Raw genomic sequence first — 17,570 nt, forward strand, 5'->3', positions numbered from 1 at the left:
GAAATCTATGAGAAATATAAAGTTAACTATAGAATATGATGGAACAAGCTATGGGGGATGGCAGAAGCAAAAGAATAATAGAACCATTCAACAGTGCATTGAAGAAGCAATTAAGTTACTTACAGGTGAAGAGGTTGAATTAATAGGAAGCTCTAGAACTGATGCTGGAGTTCATGCTAAAGGTATGGTTGCAAACTTCATTACTAATAGCCAAATTCCAGCTGATAAATTTAGAGAAGCTATTAATACTAAATTACCGGATGATATAGGAATAATTAAATCTGAAGAAGTTGATAAAAACTTTCACTCAAGATATGATAGCAAAGGTAAAACTTACTGCTATACATTAGTAAATAGATATGAAAAAGTATGCATAGGAAGAAATTATGTATATCAAGTTAGAGAAGAATTAAATTATGATCTAATGAAAGAGGCAGCAAAATATTTTTTAGGTAAGCATGACTTTAAGGCGTTTAAAACTAATGGAAGTTCTGTGAAGACTTCAGTAAGAACAATAAGTGGATTGGAATTAGAATTAAAGGATGATGTTATAAAGATATTTGTTAGTGCAGATGGATTCCTTTATAATATGGTAAGAATTATAGTAGGTACCTTAATTGAAGTTGGAAAAGGAAAAATAAAACCAGAAGATATAGAAAGTATAATAAGAAACGGAGATAGAAGTAACGCAGGACCTTGCGTACCACCTAATGGATTAGTATTAGAAAAAGTTTTTTATTAATAAAAAAAGATATAAATAATGTTGACACGCCCGTAAGCGTGTATTATAATAATATTGTTTGTTAGAATATTTATGTATATAAGATCCACTAGCCCCGGGTCTTGACATAAATGCGGTAACTTTAAAGAGTGAAGCTAAAATGTAAGTTCAGGGAGGGAAAGAGATGAAATCATACATTGCGAAAGCACAAGAAGTTGAAAGAAAATGGTATGTTGTAGATGCAGCTGGAAAGCCACTAGGAAGAGTTGCAAGCCAAGTTGCTTCAATATTAAGAGGAAAGAATAAGCCAACATTTACTCCAAATGTTGACTGCGGAGATTTCGTTATCGTTATTAATGCAGAAAAGGTTGTTTTAACTGGTAAGAAGTTAGATCAAAAATTAATGAGAAAGCACAGCTTATATCCAGGTGGATTAAAGGAAACTCCATATAGAGAAGTACTAGATAAGAAACCTGAATTCGCTTTCGAAGAAGCAGTTAGAAGAATGCTTCCAAGTGGTGTTTTAGGAAGAAAGATGCTAACTAAGTTAAAAGTATATAGAGGTGCTGAACACAATCATTCAGCTCAAAAACCAGAAGTGCTTGAATTAAAGTACTAATACAAGCTCGGGAGGAGGAATAGAAATGGCAAAAGTTCAATACATGGGTACTGGAAGAAGAAAGAAATCAGTTGCAAGAGTAAGACTTGTACCAGGAAGTGGTAAGGTTGTTGTTAATAAAAGAGATATCGAAAATTACTTTGGTTTAGAAACTTTAAGAGTAATAGTTAACCAACCATTAGTTTTAACAGGAACTAAGGATAAGTTTGATGTTTTAGTAAATGTTCATGGTGGAGGATTTACAGGTCAAGCTGGAGCTATCAGACACGGAATTACAAGAGCTTTAGTTAAAGCTGATGAAGCTTTAAAGCCAGAATTAAAGAAGGCTGGATTCTTAACAAGAGATCCAAGAATGAAGGAAAGAAAGAAATACGGTCTTAAGAAAGCAAGAAGAGCTCCACAATTCTCAAAGAGATAATATTGCGAGTTTTTCAAATCCCACAAACCAAGTGTTTGTGGGATTTTTCTTTATATAAAAATAAATAAAAACTTCTGTTTTTAAGTCTATAACTAACATATAACTAACGTATCTCTAACAAATACTATATTAAATTAATGGCTTTTCTTAGTTCTTCAATGTCCTTATGGGTATAAATTTTCTCAGTAGTTTCATAGCTACTGTGACCTATTATTTTCTTTATAGATGTTCTATTTGCATCAGCATTATTCATTAAGGTTGCAAAGGTATGACGTGCATCATGAGGTCTATGATCCATATTAAGTTGTTCCATTATAGGTATAAATCTTTCTCTATAATAATTATCATATTTCATTGGTTTGTTTCTAGAGTTAACTATTAAATACTCATGTCCTTCTTCCAATCGATTTTTTATAAAAGGAAGAATCTTTTTATTTATAGGTATTATTCTATTTTTACCTGCATCAGTTTTAATTCCACCTGTAATAATTTCATTTTCTAAGTCAATATCTGTGGATTTTATTAATAGTAACTCTCCAATTCTAAGGCCAGAATAAATCATAATTAAGATTGTATCAACAAAAGGTATTTCATCTACTACTTTAAATAACCTTTTTATTTCTTTTTCAGAGAAAGGAACTCTCTTAATAGAATCAATTTTCTTACCAAGTTCAACGTAGTTAGAGTAATCTTTTTGTACAATATCATTCTTCATAGCATATTTATATAACTGATTATATAGGCTTTTAATCTTTCGTTGAGTACCATACCCTTTACCACAAGTATTTATTACATTTTGTAGGTGATTTGCTTTAATATCAACAAATCGTAATTCGTGCAGATCTTTAGAAGTATCATAAGCAGCATTATACCCATTTATAGCTGATTTGGATATATCTATATACTTTTCTTCGCTCCACTTAGTAAAAAGCTCAGAGAAGGTTATAGATGATGCATCAATGTCATAAGGATTTGCATTATAATCAGCTAATGCTGTAAGTGCTAACTTTCTAGTTTCATAATATCCAATTGTTTTATATAGCTGCTTTCCTTCATCTGACCAGCCAATAGTTTTTCTGACCATAAATGGCTTTCTTCTATTTCCTGATAATTTATAAACAGTTCCATAACCATTAGGTAATCTCATATATATAACATCCTTTCAACTAATTTATTTTAACTATACATAAAGTATTTATCTTAATTAAAGTGATTCAGAGTAAATATTACTCATTAAAATATGTATTATTGCTAAATATTACATTCTAAATACTGAACTTCATGTCTACTAATAAGTTCTTTAACTTTATTAAGTCTAATTTCATCTATGCATATAGATAAAATCTTGTAATTTATGATTTCTTCAGTAACATTAAATTTTTCTGCAAGAGTATATGTGTTGTTTGCACAATCTAAAATAGCTTGTATAAATTCTTCATCACTAATAAAAAAGTTAGAAGCCCATAATCTTGCTTTAAGTTCTTCTTTTTGTTTCAATATATCTCCCAAATAAGAAGTTTCCTGTTTTATTAAGTTGCCTATAGTTTTAAAGTGATGACCAAGTTCTTCAGCAAGTATAGAGTAATACTCTTTTTCGGTACCAATATTTTTATTTATTCCTATAGTTGGATTTATTCCAGGAATATTAATATAAATTCCTGATGCTTCTGGAATTTTTAACTCCTCATCTAAATTTATATTTTCTTTTTCAATTAGATCTAATAATTCTAGTCTTTTTCTCATATGTCTTTTCATCCCCTTGAATAATATGGTATATTTATATATATACCATGCAAACAAATGTTCGTCAAATTGGCATAACAACCTATTAATTTTTGTAAAAATAAGAAAAAAGTAAAAAAAACATTACTGATATAGTATAATATATTAAAAAAGGTTAAATAGGAGGAAGCTTATGATTAAAGTTTTATTGGATGTTATTTTTAATATAATACTGCCTTTTGGAATAATACTAGTATCATATGCTTTGAATATAGAAGAGAGTTTAGCATCACTATTTATAACGTTAATTCCTATAGTAATCTTGTCATTTTCATACTACTCTAATAAACCAAGCATTTATATAAAAATATTAACTATAATAAAGTGCAGAAGTAATGTTAAATTAAATTTCAAGTATTATTCTGAACTTGGATTTACCAATGGATATAATTTTAAAAAATTAGTGGATGACTATTGTTGTGCAATGAAAAAATATTCACCAGCAAGAATTACAAAGTATCAAGAAGGAGAGTATTGTTACCAGGCCAGTATTAATGTAGACTCAGTAATTTATGAATTTAATTATAATCCAGAGTATGAAGAATTCAATTTTTATATAGATACAAAAATTAGTTTGGGATTATTTATTAAGGAAATAAAGAAGATTGCAAAAGTATTTGATGAAGTTTCTAGGATAAACAATGGAGTGTCTTTTTGTAACAATATCAGCGATATTAAGATTTCATTTATTAATACTTATGATAATAGTGATATAAGAAATCCTTTTATGTATAGGATGTATAATGATTTTTCAGTTATTAGAACAATTTTAGAATATAAAACAAAAAGAAATACTATTGTTATACTTGATAATAATAATATTTCTTATAAAAGTAAAAATAACATATTAGATTTTATAGAAGATGTTAAGAAACAGATGTCATTGCTGGGGTAATTAGATTCATATATATATAATCTAGTGCTGTTAGGGCATCTGTTTCATTAATTTTATCATAGAATATAATTCCGCCATCTTTTGTAATCATAATTTTTAAATTTTTTCCATTATAATTATATATAAGAGTTATATTAGTAACAGTTCCTTCGGTAAGCAAGTCTTGATATTTTGAAGACTCTTCAACTTTATTTCCCATTAGTAGCAGAGATTTTACATTAGTATCTAATAAGTTACCAAACCATATTCCTTTTATGTCTAAAGCATTTTGATTGTCTATTATATTTTTAAAATCAATATTAACTTTGTTATAAGTTAGTTCTACAGATTTATTAAACGTTTTTTCAAATTGATTAAACAATGACTTTTTTGAATGAAAGTATAGGCAAGAAGTATTAGTTGAATAATATACATCGCTATATCGTATGGAGATAAACTGTTCAAATTCATCATTTCGTCCATAAGCTCTACCGGTTATTTTTTCTATATTTTCACTTGTCATTTTATATTTATCGTATCCTTCAATTAATGGCTCTGTAATAAGTTTTAGTTCTACTATTGGTTGATCATCACGTTCTCCTAAAGCTAATTGTTGAGCAGATGACAGTCTAGGTACAGTAGTATATGTTTTTGTTTTTAATATGTAATAAGGCTCCATAAAATCCTCCATTAATAATAATAAATAAAAATGTTATTTAGCTTTCTTGTGATAATCAATTTTATAAATATTTTAATTAAAGAGATTGAACTAAGCAAGATCTTCAATTGCATCCCAGAAATCATTTTCGTGAATAATTATTACTTTAGCACCTGATTTTCTAAGGTTTAAAGCTTGTTCAACTTTTCTTCCATAACAAGAATAAGCCCAGCATGGGTTACCACCATTGCCTATAATTAAGTAATCTGTTTTAGAGCTTATATTATTTCTAAATGTTCCATGTAGAGAAGTTATTATATTTTTAAATCCATCTCTTGTGGTTTTAGTTGAAGCACCTGTGAAGCAAAATGTTTTATTTTCAAATGTAATATCTGGACAAATAGAACATACTCCACTAATTGTATAATCTTCTTTTAATTTCTCTATATCTTTAAAATTTATATTTGTTTCAATAGAATTATCTACAAATTCAGAAAAGAATACTTTTAAAACATTTATTTCATCTTCAGTTATTATTCCATCACTTAAAATTGAAGTTAATAAAGTGTTGATTTCATCATATGGATAATAGCCTTCAAGATAATCGTTGGTAGAAATCCACTCTTTTAATTTTACTATTTCACTTTCAGATATGATGTTGTCTGCTAAAATTCCATGAAAAATTCCATGGAGTTTTTGTAGTGTCATAGTGATATGATCATAATAAGTATTGTCTTTTAAGAATTTATTACATACCCATAAAATATCAGTAATTTCATCTTTGGTAAGAATATTGTCAGAGATGGATTCATTTATTAAAGGAATCAACTCATTAAATGGCTTTCTATTAGAAAATAAATTATTAGTATCACTCCAAGCAGCTAATTCATCCAATTCAATATAATTAGTTTCATCATCAATAACAATACCTTCTAGAATGCCTTTTAAAGTATTTAATGCTTTTTCAATTTCACTTCTGGAAGTATATTGCCTATACTCCATATCTTCGTATTTACCCATAATAACCTCCTATAATAAAAAATATATATTATGTAAAATATTACATCAAAGCTTAAAAATATAGGTGCTCGCTATGAACACCTTAAAATTTGTACCTTATTGTCAATAAGAAGTGAAAAAATAAAAAGATTACTTCTTATATTTTTGTTTTATATATTCTATATAATTCTCAATTTCTTTCCTAGCTTCATCAGGAAGATCCTTATAATCATAATCACTATGAAGAGCAATTGTTTCTTCGCTAGAATTATAATTTCTATTATTAGAAATGCCTAAAAGATAGTCAGCAGAAACATTGAAAAACGATGACATTGATTTAATTAAATCATTATCCATATCTCTAATTCCTTTTTCATAATGACTAATTGATTGCTGAGAGATATTAAAAGTTTCAGCTAATTTTGATTGGCTCATTTTCTTTTCAAGCCTTAATTCCTTTAATCTATTCATTTTAAACACCTCATTAATATTTTACTACTTATTGGAGTGAAAGTTTACAATTATTTGTTGTTAAAAGTATTGACATACTACAAAATGGAGTATATTATATAAATATAATCACTACAAAACGTAGTAAAAGGAGGCTAGAGATGAGAGAAAAATTGATTGAAGTACGAGGAGATAAAAGTCAAAGTGATGTGGCAGAAGTTCTTGGCATATCACAGAAAACACTAAGTGCTATTGAACGTGGATATAGGAATCCTAGTGTTGAGTTGATGAAGAAACTTCAAGATTACTACAAAGTTAGTATGATTGACTTGTTTAATGATATTTTTAAGTTTTAATACTACATTTTGTTGTTGTTACATATTTTAATATATTTAAGGAGGAAAGAGAATGGTGAGTGAATACAGAAATATTTACCAAATTGCTAGAGAAAGTACAGGATTAACACAAGAAAAAGCATCTGAATACATGGATATATCAGTTGATAGTTTAAGAGCATATGAAGGAGGTAAAAGAATACCACCAGATAGGGTAGTTATTAAGATGATTGAAATATATGATACTCAATATTTGGCTTATCAGCATCTTAAGACTAGTGATGAAGTAGGAAGAGAATATTTGCCTAGTATAGAGATTAAAGACTTGCCAGTAGCTATATTAAGGTTGCAAAAGGAAGTCAGTGATTTCATTAAATTAAAGGATGAAATGATTGATATAACCTGTGATGGAATTATAGATGATGAAGAAAGACCAAGATGGATGTTAATAACTAAGGAGCTTGATGATGTTGTTGAAGCAATTATGGCTTTAAAATTTGCAAGATAGGAGTGATATATATGGTTGGAAATATAAAAGTAGTAGATGCAGCAAGAATAATGGGGAAATCTCAACAATTTGTAAGGATTGGATTACAAAGAGGCTTATTGCCTTTTGGAACAGCTATACAAATGACTTCTATGTGGACATATCATATATCGCCTAAACTATTTTATGAATATATGGGTCCAGAATTTAAGGAAATTATAGAAAAGGAGTGTAGTGATGGAAGAAAAGATAATTGATTTAATTGGAGAAATAACAAAATTAGCTATGAAGTTAAATAGTAAATATGAAGATGATTTTTTTGTTAGATATTTAGGGCATACAAATGGGTTTGAGATATTTTATATTGATGGTGGATATAGAGAAAATGAGAGTTTTAAGCAAAAGCATTTAATCCTTTCATTTATTAAGAATACAGAAGAATATGTAGGGAAATTAGAAGGTGTAAAAGAATTGCTTTTAAAAAAGCTAGAAAATAAAAATGAACCTTTAGAAAAGGTTCAAAATCAAATAACAAAATAGATACGGACGGCAATCCGTATCTCCATTATAACATAAAAGGAGAGAAAAGAAAATGAATAATATTACAGTTATTGACTTAGGAAATTACAATGTTAAAGGAATTGATACAAAAGGTAAGCAAGTTACTTTTAAAAGTAACATAAGTAGGGATTATGAAGCTTATCCAGATGGATTTAGTTACGTTAATTTAGGTGGTGAGTTTACTTTTTTTGAGAAAGGTAACTTTAGTAAGGAATATATAAAAACTAAGAAGGATTATATAGCACAGTTACTATATGCCATAGCTAAGTTAAATGAGGAAAGTGAGAGTATTGAAACTAATTTAACCTTACTTTTACCAATAAGCGAAATGGATCATAAGCAAAAGTATATTGAAGATCTAAAAGGAAAAGAGTTTAAGTTTGCAGCAAAGACTACTAAGAAGAGCAATAAGGTCGTTAAGATTTTAGATGTTTTTGTAGTACCAGAAGGATATGCAAGTTATTTCACTTTAGATGATAAAACTAAATCAAGCAACGTATTAATACTTGATATTGGAGGACGTACAACCAATGTAGTGGCTATGGATAATGGAAAGCCACAAGTATTAAATACTTATAAAATTGGTATTTTAGACTTTTATTTAAAGCTTAAGAATTTAAATTCTGATAAGGAATATAAGATTGAAGACATTGAGAAAGCAATAACTAAAGGTGATATAAAAGTATCTAAAAAGCAGTTAGCAGCTTTTACTAATGATGTAATTAATGAAGTTAGTATAAATATAAATTTAAACCATTATAACTATGTTATTTTTACAGGTGGTGGCTCTATAGTCATCCAGGACATTATAAAAGAGAGTTTATCTTCACAATGTTTAGTCGCTACTAATGCTTTAAATACTAACATACAAGGAGCATTAGAAGCTAGTAAAGAGATATGGAAGTAGGTATTTTATATGGCAAAATCAGAGAGAATAACATTTCTATTAAATAAAGAAAATCCTAAAGATAAATTAATATTAGATTTATTAAGCAGACAGTATAACAAATCAGATTTTATTAGAGATATTTTATATAAAGTTGCTATTTTTAATGATGATAATACAATGATAACACCATTATCACACCATGATAATACCATTACAACACCGTTATCACATGATGATAATAGTATGATAATGCCATTACAATATGATGATAATACCATGGTAACACCATTATCACATCATGAAAATAGCATTACAACATCATTATCACATGATGATAATGCATTTAAAGTTGATATAAGTACGCTAGAAGATGATGAAGTTGATTTATCAATATCATCTTCAAGTGATCCAAGTAAAAATGCACTAGATTTTTTAAAGGATATGTAGAAGGGGGGGATAAACTTGAAGCATACAATAAGTGGTTTCAATCAAAGTAAATTAATTGAGTATGGATTAGATTTAAAAGATGCTCTTTTGTTAAGATACTTTGTAGATTTTAGAGATGCTGACAGTATGAGTATGATTATTGTTGAAGGAAAGCCATATTATTGGCTTAACTATAAGCATTTAAAAGAAGATATACCTATTATAGGAATTAATAATAATGATTCGTTGAGAAAAAGGCTTAAGAAACTAGAAAACTGTAAGGTTTTAGGTCATTATCATAAATTAGAAGGCGGAAGTTACTCATACTACTGTTTAGGTGAGAATTATAAATATTTAATAAAAAAAGTGGAAGATGGTAGTAATTTTAATAATTATAACCCTCCGGTTAAAAAGTCGTACCCTGTCCAACCAAAAAGTCGTACTCTTCCGATTGAAAAGTCGGAACAAAATAATCTTTCTACTAAAGATAATAATTATATATATAGTTCAGATGATATAGAACTTATTTGGGGGATGTACCCAAATAAAAAAGGAAGAGCACAGGCTATTAAAAAAATACCAAAGATAATATCGAGCATAGGTATAAATCAACTTATTAGATGCATAGAGAGATATTCTTTGGAGTGTAAGGGCAAGGATAAACAGTTTATCCTTAATGGATCTACTTTTTTTAATGGCAGATATGAAGATTATTTAGACTATAATTTTACAGATGAGAAGACTGAGAATAAAGAAGAGATTAAGCCTAAGGAAAATAAATATAAATTCATACTGGAGGATATGTAGAATGAATGATACAAGACAATTACCACATAGCATTGAAGCAGAGCAGGCAGCTCTTGGATGCATTATTAATTATAAAAGCCAACTAGCTTTAGCTGAGGATGTACTTAAAGATGATGATTTTTATTGGGACAAGCATAAGAGAATCTTTAGTACAATAAAGGCTCTAAGCAGAAAAGATATGAATATAGACTTGATTACTTTACTTAATGAGTTAAAAGTATCAGATAGCATAGATAAATGTGGAGGGGTAAGTTATATAACAGAGATAGCAACTAATACAGTATTTAGCAGCAATGTTGAATCGTATGTGAAAATCATAAAAGATAAATCTGATAGAAGAAATCTTATAAGAGCAGGACGAGAGTTAATATCAAAAAGTTATGAAGAAAGTGAAGTCGAATCAATAATTTCCACAGTAGAAGATAAAATCTACAAAGTTATCAACAGTAAGGAGTCAGAAGATATCCTCGATATGGGACAATCTGTGGAAAAAGTGTTGACTAGAATAGAAAATAATTATTGCAATGGTGGTAAGATACTTGGCAATACTACAGGATTTAAAGAAATAGATAATACTATTTCAGGACTTCAAAAAGGTGATTTTATTATTGTTGCAGCAAGACCTAGTATGGGAAAGACGGCCTTTGCTCTTAATATTGGTCAACATGCATCAAAGGGGGCAAGTGTTGGGATATTTTCTTTAGAAATGACTACAGAGCAACTTATGGAAAGATTGATTTCATCAAGAAGTTTAGTGGAGTTTGGGAAGATAAAAACAGGAAAATTAGACGAAGCTGAATTTAGAAAAATAACGGATGCTGCCAATGTATTAGCTAAAAGAAAAATATTTATTGATGATAAGTCAACTAATCTTTCGGACATTAAAGCTAAGTGCAGAAATTTAAAGGTTAAAGAAGGCTTAGACGTAGTTATTATAGATTACTTACAGTTAATTGAAATTTCGGATAAGACCAATTCGAGAGAGCAAGAGATTGCTAAGATTTCAAGAGAACTTAAGAAATTAGCTAAGAAGTTAGAAATAACAATAGTTGCTTTATCTCAATTATCAAGAGCTCCAGAGCAAAGAACAGATCATAGACCTGTACTTTCAGACTTAAGGGAATCAGGTTCAATTGAACAAGATGCAGATGTGATTTTTATGCTTTATAGAGATGAGTATTACAATAAAGAATCAGAAGAAAAAAATATAGCTGAATTAATAATAAATAAAAATAGAAATGGTGAAACCAAGACAATTAAATTAGGATGGATTGGTCAATATCAAAGGTTTGCAACATTAGACAGGGAAAATTGTTAATAAGTTAAAATCTCATGGACTTTGATAAGGGGTTACAATAAGCTGCAAAGCTTACTTCAAGGTCATGTGAGTCTTCCAGGGGGGAGAAATCCTCCCAATAAATTGGTTAGGGAAGTGATTTTATTGCAAGATCTAATAATTAATAAAGTTGATAAAACAAAAGAGTATGATTTTTCTACCGCTTATGATAGGTTGCTTGAGGAAAATATTATAACAAGTATAGATACTAAAAATAGTTATAGATTAGATAGATTTGTAGGAGGAAAAGTTAAGTTAAAATTTTATAATCCTACAATATTGAGATGGCAAAATACAGATTACATGTTGAGCAAAGAAATTTTAGGAAAATGGTATGTAACTAAGAACTAATAAAGCTATTATAGGAGGATTAATTGGAGTGGAAATAATATTGAGGTACAGAAATAAGGGAGAATCAAACATTAATGAGATTAGATTTTCCGATTATTGTCCATTTGGATTTTGGATGGCTCAAAACTGTGAAGAAATTGAAGTTGTTGAGTGTATTCAAGAGGAAGATTTTGAGTAATTGGTAAGTCGTAATTGCAAGAAAGGGTGATTTTATGAAAGAGTTAATTATAGATAACTTTGCTGGTGGAGGTGGAGCAAGTACAGGTATTGAGTTAGCTACTGGAAGAAGTGTAGATATAGCAATTAATCATGATCCAGCAGCAATAGCAATGCATAAAGCAAACCACCCTACAAGTAAGCATTATTGTGAAAGTGTTTGGGAAGTAGATCCAATCGAAGCTACTAAAGGACAACCAGTAGGGTTAGCATGGTTTAGTCCAGATTGTAAACACTTTTCAAAAGCAAAAGGTGGTAAACCAGTAGATAAGAAAATAAGAGGACTTGCATGGATTGTTCTCAAATGGGCTGGTAAGGTAAAGCCTAGAGTAATAATTTTAGAAAATGTAGAAGAGTTCCAAACCTGGGGACCAATTAAAAAAGGTAGACCGATAAAGAGTAAAAAGGGAGAAACATTTAGGAAGTGGAAAGAGCAATTAGAATCATTAGGATATACAGTAGAGCATAGAGAGTTAAAAGCTTGTGATTATGGAGCTCCTACTAGCAGAAAGAGATTTTTCTTGATTGCTAGATGTGATGGAAAACCTATAGTATGGCCAGAACCTACACATGGACCTAAAGATACATTGGAGGTTCAAGCAGGATTATTAAAACCTTATAAGACAGCAGCTGAAATAATAGATTGGTCAATACCATGTCCAAGCATATTTGAAAGAAGTAAACTATTAGCTGAAAATACGCTTAAGAGAATAGCAAAAGGATTAGAGAAATTTGTATTTAATAATTCAGAGCCTTTTCTAATCAATTTAGATAACAATACAAAGGTAGCATCAAATTTAATTCAATATCACACCGAAACTAGTAAAAGTAGTGTAAGAGGACAAAAAGTTGATGAGCCTATAATGACATTAGATAGCTCTCCAAGATATGGATTAGTAAGTGCTTTTATAAGTAAATCTTACGCTGGAGAAAGTAGAAGTGTAGCAAGTAGTCTAGATGATTGTGTTCATACTATTACTGCAAGACCATGCTTTAGTTTGGTTGAGGTGGCAATAGGTAAAGGCGTAGATCATTCAAAGGAAGTTCAGGAGTTCTTAGCTAAATATTATGGAAAAGCAGTATTTGGAGATAGAAAGGCTAAAGATGATTCATTCCTTATCAAGTATTATGGACAAGGAGTAGGGCAAGATGTTGAAACTCCGTTAGATACTGTAGTAAGTAAAGATAGGTTTGGATTAGTAACTATTAAGGGAGAAGATTATAAGATACTAGACATAGGTTTAAGAATGTTAACACCTAGGGAACTATTTAATGCACAAGGATTTCCGGAAGATTACATTATAGACCATGATTACACAGGAAAGGTTTATGCAAAAACTAAGCAAGTTGCCAGGTGTGGAAATGCAGTTCCTCCACCATTTGCAAAAGCATTAGTTGAAGCTAATCTACCAGAGATGTGTAATAGCAATGATATATCAGAAGTTAGTTAATATGTAGAAAGGATGAGATAAATTATGAGGGTTAAAACAAGTTGTTATGATTGTATGTGGCATACAGATAAATGTAAAAATATAAAAAGTAATCAATACAATAAATTTCTAAATGATATTAAAGAATGTAATAGAATTGGGAAAGTTGATAATTCTTTAGGTTGTTCTTGGAATGAACTAAAAGAAGAAGATCTGTAGAAATTGTGAATTGATTTTAAGGAGGAACTAGTATGAGTATAACAATAAAAGAGGTTCAAGAAGAGTTTAAAAAGTTAGTAATTGGAAATCCAACATTACCAATAAAATTTTTTGTTGGTGAAGATGCTTGGTGTGGTGAGTGGGCGTATAATGAAGCACATATACAAAATGTAGAAATAAAAGAAATAGTCCAGTACAAAAATGAATATGTAGATTATGAAGATTTTGAAGATAAGCTATATAGCATTTTTGATTATGATTTAAATACTGGACTTAGAAGAAGCGAAGAAGAAATAAACAAAATAATAAATGAACTTTTTGAAAAGGAAAAACCAACAAAAACAATTTGTGTATATATTAATTAGTTCACAATACTAAGATGATGTGTAGAAAAGGTGATTTATATGGAGATTAAAATAGATATGAATACAAAAGTTCAACCATGTCCTTACTGTTTGGGAAGTGGTAGTTTAAAGGCTATGCAAAGTGTAGTGATTTGTCAAGGTTGGTCAGTTAGAGGAAAAGACACGCAAGTAAAGTGTATACACTGCAAAGGAACTGGATTAATAAGATAATTCACGACACTAAGAAAGGGAGAGGTATTGCTGGATAAACAGATGTATACAATTCATCTGAAACAGTTGGTACAACTGAACTTAAAATGTATAATTATTTTCAATTTATAAGATGCATTTGTATACAATACTTAAAAAATGGCTTATTTACAAGCTTATTAAAGCATTATATCTAAGAAGGGAATGTGCAAATGGAATTTAGGTTAATAGATAAAAATAAAACACGAGTGAAGTTTAGTAATAAGAGGGAAAAGATTGTTATAGAGCAATTAAAATATTTAGGACTAGCACCAAGTAAAGAGAGTAGTAAGTATACGTATTTTATATTCGCAGGAGATATAGCAACAACAGTTAAATGTTTAGGATTAGAGTATTAGTAAGTTAGGGAGTATATAAAGAAAAAGGTGTTCATAACGAACACCTTAGGGTTAGAGAAAATTATAGTTAGCGAATCGTTTCTCTAACCGAACATCTATTCTTATTATAACATATAGATTGAAAAAGGGATAGGTGATTTTATGGAAATAACTAAAGAGCAATATAAAAAGATAAAAAAAGAAGTTGAGAATGATTTAAGAAATTACCCTTACTATTTAATTTCAATAGAGATGCCTGGACTTGGTTCAGCATGTAGACCAGATTTAATTTTCGATAAAAATATTAGTCCATCAGATCCAGTTGGCAAAGCAATAGTGGACCAAGAGTATAAGAGAATAATAGTTAATGCTATAGATTATGTATATGATAAATTAGATAATGATAGTAAGAAAGTCGTTGATTATAGTTACTTTAGAGATGATAAAACTAATCAAGAAGTAATTGAAGAACTAAAAATAAGTAAAAATAGGTTTTATGAAATAAAGAAAAAAGCTATTAATAAATTTATGATAGGACTTGGATATTGCTAAAGGGACAAAATAGGGATAAAAAAAGGACTATTTAGGGAGTAAATTAAAACTTTTTAATGGATAAATTAGAGAATACTGATTACTATATTAGTATAGTGAAAAATTATATAGAGATTTAATACATAAGCACAAGCGAGTAAGCCTGTGCTTTTATTTTTAGAAAGAGGTGATAAGGTGGCATTAAAAAAACTTAATATGTTTACAAGATGGAAAGAGTCAAAATTATTATGTGCTTGTTCACCTGGTTCACCATGTCCTAAATATAAAAGGTATCAATGTCAAATAGAAGAACTTCTTTATGATCCTATGCAAGACTTTAGAAGCTGTATTAAACATAGTAGTTATAAAAGAGTTAATGGAGCTATAAAACAAAGGTGATGTTATGAGTGTAGAGATAATTAGAGGTGAAAAGGTGCCAGCTAATCCTATTCCAGAAAGGCAGTACGAAAGGTTTAAATATAAGCTTGAAGAAGTTAGTGGAAAAAATGCTGAGAGGAATATGATGATATTTTATCTTGATGTTGCAACTGGTTATAGATTACAGGATATTGTATGTTTAACTATTGGTGAGATTAAAGAGGCGTTAGATAATGAAGAGTTCTGTATTCAAGAACAAAAACAATATAAATCATGGCTTGAGCATATAAAGAAAAATCCTAATTCTAGAAGAAAGCCTCCAAAGAAAAGAAAAGCTTTAATAAAGCCTATGTTAAAAAAGTTATTGAAGGCTTATGTTAAAGGAAAATCAAAATCTGAATATGCTTTTAAATCTACAACAGGTAATGATTATATAACAGCTAAATCTTATAGCAATATTCTTTCGAGAGTAGGAAAAGAGCTAGGAATAGAAAATATATCTGGCCATAGTCTAAGAAAGACATATGCAACAAGAATTTATGAAATTACTAGAGATCTGGAGAAGGTAAGAAAAGCATTGGGACATAAAAGTATAGAGACTACTAAACAATATTTAGGTATAGAAGCAGAAGTTAGAGAAGAAGCAGCAAGTATAGCTGATGAAAAACTCTAATTTTTTTTGAGTTATAAATAGTCCAAAAAAGAATGGAGGTCTATTTAAAGAGTTTAAGAAAAATATCTACTAATATATGCATAGGAAAAATGGAATGGGTAATCTATACAGTTATGGCGTATTTATTGGATAAAACAAAATAGTACTCTAGGTAAGTAATATCAATGGTTAGAGTAGGATTTATAGTAATTAATAAAATTGCTATTTTTTTTATGATTTAAAAAAGGTGGGAAATACACTAAAAAGTGAGCACCTTGTAGTAACCTAAGTGCTCAATAAAGGAGGCGTAAAAATGAAGAGTAATGAGGAGTTAATAAACAGTAGCTTAAGCAAGATAGAATCATGGGTTGAGCAAGGTTGCACTGATAAGGAAATCGCTGAAAAAATAGGGGTGAGTTACTCAAGTTTTAGGCGATATAAGTCACAAAATAGTGCTTTAAAAGAGGCAATTGCTCAAGGGAAAAATAAAAAGAATGAATTAGTAGAGCAAGCATTATTTAAATGTTGTACAGGATACACATATTATGAAGAAGTTGTGACAAAAGTTAAGGAAGAAGTTATGGCTGAAGATGGTCAAACTGTTCTTGTAAAAGAAGATGTTAAGATTAGTAAAGTTAAGAAGTATAAAGGACCTGACTTAGCTGCTCAAAAGTTTTATCTAGTTAATAGGAAAAAGGCTCATTGGATGGAAGATCCTAATAAAGTATCTATTGATAAGAAGAACTTAAAGCTTAAAGAGAAAGTAATAAACAATTCAGTGATAGAGATATAGAGGTGAATAGCAATGAAAATATTTAAGAGAAATAAGAAAAGGCAAAGGCTTATATTAAAAGCTAATATAAACGTTACAAAGGATGCAGTAGACAGAGTAAAAAAGGAGTTATCTTGCAAGGACATTGAGACTATTGTAATACCTAAAGGCTTTGATGTAGTTGCATTTGATGGAGGAATAGTTATCAATGAGGTTAAAAAGTTGTAGGTATTGTGGGAAGATACATCCATCTAATTATCAATGCAAGTTAAAGCCTAAGCCTATAAGATACAACAAAGAAAGAAGTCATGCTGACAATTTAAGAGGAAGAGCAGTGTGGAAGAGAAAGAGAGCTGAGATAAAGAAACGAGATAATTTCTTATGTCAAATTTGTTTAAGAAAACTATATAGAACAGTTACCATATTAAATTATAAAGAAGCATTACAAGTTCATCATATAGTTCCAATAGAGGAAGATGAAAGCTTATGGCTTGAAGATGATAACTTAATAACTTTATGTGGTTATCATCATAGATTAGCAGAACAAGGCTCAATACCTAAGGAGGAATTAATTGAAATAGTTATTGAACAAATAAATAAAAGGAAAAAATACTCCCCCCCTATACATTAAATTTTGGTGAGCCTTTGCCCTCCAGTTAACTGTCCTTATATAGAGTAAAAAAATCTGTAAAATGAAAATTTTTAAGAATTAAAATAGTAGAAAGGAG

30 protein-coding genes are annotated in these 17,570 nt (G+C 29.3%); 25 read left to right on the forward strand and 5 right to left on the reverse strand.

What is annotated here, in order from left to right; all coding sequences use genetic code 11:
- Positions 1-7: 7 nt before the first annotated feature.
- The 3 genes from truA (at position 8) to rpsI (ending at position 1,758) form a co-directional block, all read left to right on the forward strand.
- A complete protein-coding gene (gene truA / locus KIB46_RS07940; RefSeq protein WP_291671356.1) occupies positions 8-742 on the forward strand; it encodes a tRNA pseudouridine(38-40) synthase TruA in 735 nt (244 codons plus the stop codon).
- Between the two features lie 163 nt (positions 743-905).
- Positions 906-1,340 carry a 50S ribosomal protein L13 gene (rplM, locus tag KIB46_RS07945; protein WP_027098819.1) on the forward strand — a complete coding sequence of 145 codons (435 nt, stop codon included), beginning with the start codon at positions 906-908 and terminating at the stop codon, positions 1,338-1,340.
- Between the two features lie 25 nt (positions 1,341-1,365).
- Positions 1,366-1,758: a 30S ribosomal protein S9 gene (gene rpsI, locus KIB46_RS07950; RefSeq protein ID WP_049179275.1), complete on the forward strand. Its 393-nt coding sequence runs from the start codon at positions 1,366-1,368 to the stop codon at positions 1,756-1,758.
- 124 nt (positions 1,759-1,882) lie between these two features.
- On the opposite strand, the gene KIB46_RS07955 is transcribed toward rpsI, so the two are convergent.
- Positions 1,883-2,905 carry a tyrosine-type recombinase/integrase gene (locus KIB46_RS07955; RefSeq protein WP_291671357.1) on the reverse strand — a complete coding sequence of 341 codons (1,023 nt, stop codon included), beginning with the start codon at positions 2,903-2,905 and terminating at the stop codon, positions 1,883-1,885.
- A gap of 104 nt (positions 2,906-3,009) precedes the next feature.
- On the reverse strand, positions 3,010-3,501 hold the full coding sequence (locus tag KIB46_RS07960) for an ImmA/IrrE family metallo-endopeptidase (RefSeq protein ID WP_291671358.1): 492 nt from the start codon (positions 3,499-3,501) through the stop codon (positions 3,010-3,012).
- A 172-nt stretch (positions 3,502-3,673) separates the two neighbouring features.
- Here KIB46_RS07960 and KIB46_RS07965 point away from each other — a divergent pair, with 172 nt between their 5' ends.
- Positions 3,674-4,435 (forward strand): hypothetical protein, encoded by a 762-nt coding sequence (locus tag KIB46_RS07965; protein ID WP_291671359.1) that lies wholly within the window; start codon positions 3,674-3,676, stop codon positions 4,433-4,435.
- Here KIB46_RS07965 and KIB46_RS07970 read toward each other — a convergent pair.
- The 3 genes from KIB46_RS07970 to KIB46_RS07980 form a co-directional block, all read right to left on the reverse strand.
- On the reverse strand, positions 4,407-5,093 hold the full coding sequence (locus KIB46_RS07970) for a hypothetical protein (RefSeq protein WP_291671360.1): 687 nt from the start codon (positions 5,091-5,093) through the stop codon (positions 4,407-4,409). The genes KIB46_RS07965 and KIB46_RS07970 overlap by 29 nt on opposite strands.
- A gap of 90 nt (positions 5,094-5,183) precedes the next feature.
- Positions 5,184-6,092, reverse strand: a complete 909-nt coding sequence (locus KIB46_RS07975; protein ID WP_291671361.1) for a BRCT domain-containing protein — start codon at positions 6,090-6,092, stop codon at positions 5,184-5,186.
- 129 nt (positions 6,093-6,221) lie between these two features.
- Positions 6,222-6,542 (reverse strand): helix-turn-helix transcriptional regulator, encoded by a 321-nt coding sequence (locus KIB46_RS07980; RefSeq protein ID WP_278678371.1) that lies wholly within the window; start codon positions 6,540-6,542, stop codon positions 6,222-6,224.
- Positions 6,543-6,682: 140 nt separating this feature from the next.
- Here KIB46_RS07980 and KIB46_RS07985 point away from each other — a divergent pair, with 140 nt between their 5' ends.
- From KIB46_RS07985 to KIB46_RS08085, 21 genes are all read left to right on the forward strand, one after another.
- On the forward strand, positions 6,683-6,877 hold the full coding sequence (locus KIB46_RS07985) for a helix-turn-helix transcriptional regulator (protein WP_278678372.1): 195 nt from the start codon (positions 6,683-6,685) through the stop codon (positions 6,875-6,877).
- Between the two features lie 52 nt (positions 6,878-6,929).
- Positions 6,930-7,364, forward strand: coding sequence for a helix-turn-helix transcriptional regulator (locus tag KIB46_RS07990; RefSeq protein WP_291671362.1), 435 nt, complete (start codon positions 6,930-6,932; stop codon positions 7,362-7,364).
- 11 nt (positions 7,365-7,375) lie between these two features.
- On the forward strand, positions 7,376-7,600 hold the full coding sequence (locus KIB46_RS07995; RefSeq protein ID WP_034866624.1) for a hypothetical protein: 225 nt from the start codon (positions 7,376-7,378) through the stop codon (positions 7,598-7,600).
- Entirely contained in the window at positions 7,581-7,883 is a 303-nt protein-coding gene (locus KIB46_RS08000) for a hypothetical protein (RefSeq protein WP_291671363.1), read from the forward strand. Before KIB46_RS07995 ends, KIB46_RS08000 begins: the two co-directional genes overlap by 20 nt.
- Positions 7,884-7,935: 52 nt before the next feature.
- The gene (locus KIB46_RS08005) at positions 7,936-8,811 is read left to right on the forward strand and encodes a ParM/StbA family protein (RefSeq protein WP_291671364.1); all 876 of its coding nucleotides are present in this window, start codon (positions 7,936-7,938) and stop codon (positions 8,809-8,811) included.
- Between the two features lie 9 nt (positions 8,812-8,820).
- The gene (locus KIB46_RS08010) at positions 8,821-9,240 is read left to right on the forward strand and encodes a hypothetical protein (RefSeq protein WP_291671365.1); all 420 of its coding nucleotides are present in this window, start codon (positions 8,821-8,823) and stop codon (positions 9,238-9,240) included.
- Between the two features lie 15 nt (positions 9,241-9,255).
- Entirely contained in the window at positions 9,256-10,026 is a 771-nt protein-coding gene (locus KIB46_RS08015; RefSeq protein ID WP_291671366.1) for a hypothetical protein, read from the forward strand.
- Between the two features lies 1 nt (position 10,027).
- Positions 10,028-11,344 carry a replicative DNA helicase gene (dnaB, locus tag KIB46_RS08020; RefSeq protein WP_291671367.1) on the forward strand — a complete coding sequence of 439 codons (1,317 nt, stop codon included), beginning with the start codon at positions 10,028-10,030 and terminating at the stop codon, positions 11,342-11,344.
- Positions 11,345-11,467: 123 nt separating this feature from the next.
- Positions 11,468-11,713, forward strand: coding sequence for a hypothetical protein (locus tag KIB46_RS08025; RefSeq protein ID WP_291671368.1), 246 nt, complete (start codon positions 11,468-11,470; stop codon positions 11,711-11,713).
- Between the two features lie 40 nt (positions 11,714-11,753).
- Positions 11,754-11,891, forward strand: a complete 138-nt coding sequence (locus KIB46_RS08030; RefSeq protein ID WP_291671369.1) for a hypothetical protein — start codon at positions 11,754-11,756, stop codon at positions 11,889-11,891.
- A 34-nt stretch (positions 11,892-11,925) separates the two neighbouring features.
- A complete protein-coding gene (locus KIB46_RS08035) occupies positions 11,926-13,380 on the forward strand; it encodes a DNA cytosine methyltransferase (RefSeq protein WP_291671370.1) in 1,455 nt (484 codons plus the stop codon).
- Between the two features lie 24 nt (positions 13,381-13,404).
- Positions 13,405-13,578 carry a hypothetical protein gene (locus KIB46_RS08040; RefSeq protein WP_291671371.1) on the forward strand — a complete coding sequence of 58 codons (174 nt, stop codon included), beginning with the start codon at positions 13,405-13,407 and terminating at the stop codon, positions 13,576-13,578.
- A gap of 32 nt (positions 13,579-13,610) precedes the next feature.
- Positions 13,611-13,943: a hypothetical protein gene (locus KIB46_RS08045; RefSeq protein ID WP_291671372.1), complete on the forward strand. Its 333-nt coding sequence runs from the start codon at positions 13,611-13,613 to the stop codon at positions 13,941-13,943.
- A gap of 39 nt (positions 13,944-13,982) precedes the next feature.
- Positions 13,983-14,153 (forward strand): hypothetical protein, encoded by a 171-nt coding sequence (locus KIB46_RS08050; protein WP_291671373.1) that lies wholly within the window; start codon positions 13,983-13,985, stop codon positions 14,151-14,153.
- A gap of 191 nt (positions 14,154-14,344) precedes the next feature.
- On the forward strand, positions 14,345-14,530 hold the full coding sequence (locus KIB46_RS08055) for a hypothetical protein (protein ID WP_099328300.1): 186 nt from the start codon (positions 14,345-14,347) through the stop codon (positions 14,528-14,530).
- Positions 14,531-14,671: 141 nt separating this feature from the next.
- A complete protein-coding gene (locus tag KIB46_RS08060) occupies positions 14,672-15,061 on the forward strand; it encodes a nitroreductase (protein ID WP_291671374.1) in 390 nt (129 codons plus the stop codon).
- Between the two features lie 174 nt (positions 15,062-15,235).
- Positions 15,236-15,439 carry a hypothetical protein gene (locus KIB46_RS08065; RefSeq protein ID WP_099328301.1) on the forward strand — a complete coding sequence of 68 codons (204 nt, stop codon included), beginning with the start codon at positions 15,236-15,238 and terminating at the stop codon, positions 15,437-15,439.
- Positions 15,440-15,443: 4 nt separating this feature from the next.
- A complete protein-coding gene (locus KIB46_RS08070; RefSeq protein ID WP_099328302.1) occupies positions 15,444-16,091 on the forward strand; it encodes a tyrosine-type recombinase/integrase in 648 nt (215 codons plus the stop codon).
- A gap of 292 nt (positions 16,092-16,383) precedes the next feature.
- Positions 16,384-16,863, forward strand: a complete 480-nt coding sequence (locus tag KIB46_RS08075) for a Xaa-His dipeptidase (RefSeq protein WP_291671375.1) — start codon at positions 16,384-16,386, stop codon at positions 16,861-16,863.
- 12 nt (positions 16,864-16,875) lie between these two features.
- Complete coding sequence (locus KIB46_RS08080; protein WP_291671376.1) at positions 16,876-17,070, forward strand: hypothetical protein; 195 nt, start codon at positions 16,876-16,878, stop codon at positions 17,068-17,070.
- Positions 17,051-17,473 carry an HNH endonuclease gene (locus KIB46_RS08085; RefSeq protein WP_291671377.1) on the forward strand — a complete coding sequence of 141 codons (423 nt, stop codon included), beginning with the start codon at positions 17,051-17,053 and terminating at the stop codon, positions 17,471-17,473. Before KIB46_RS08080 ends, KIB46_RS08085 begins: the two co-directional genes overlap by 20 nt.
- The last annotated feature ends 97 nt before the right edge of the window (positions 17,474-17,570 follow it).

The sequence above is a fragment of the Clostridium sp. genome (assembly GCF_018372875.1).
In the GTDB taxonomy this organism is placed as follows: domain Bacteria; phylum Bacillota; class Clostridia; order Clostridiales; family Clostridiaceae; genus Clostridium.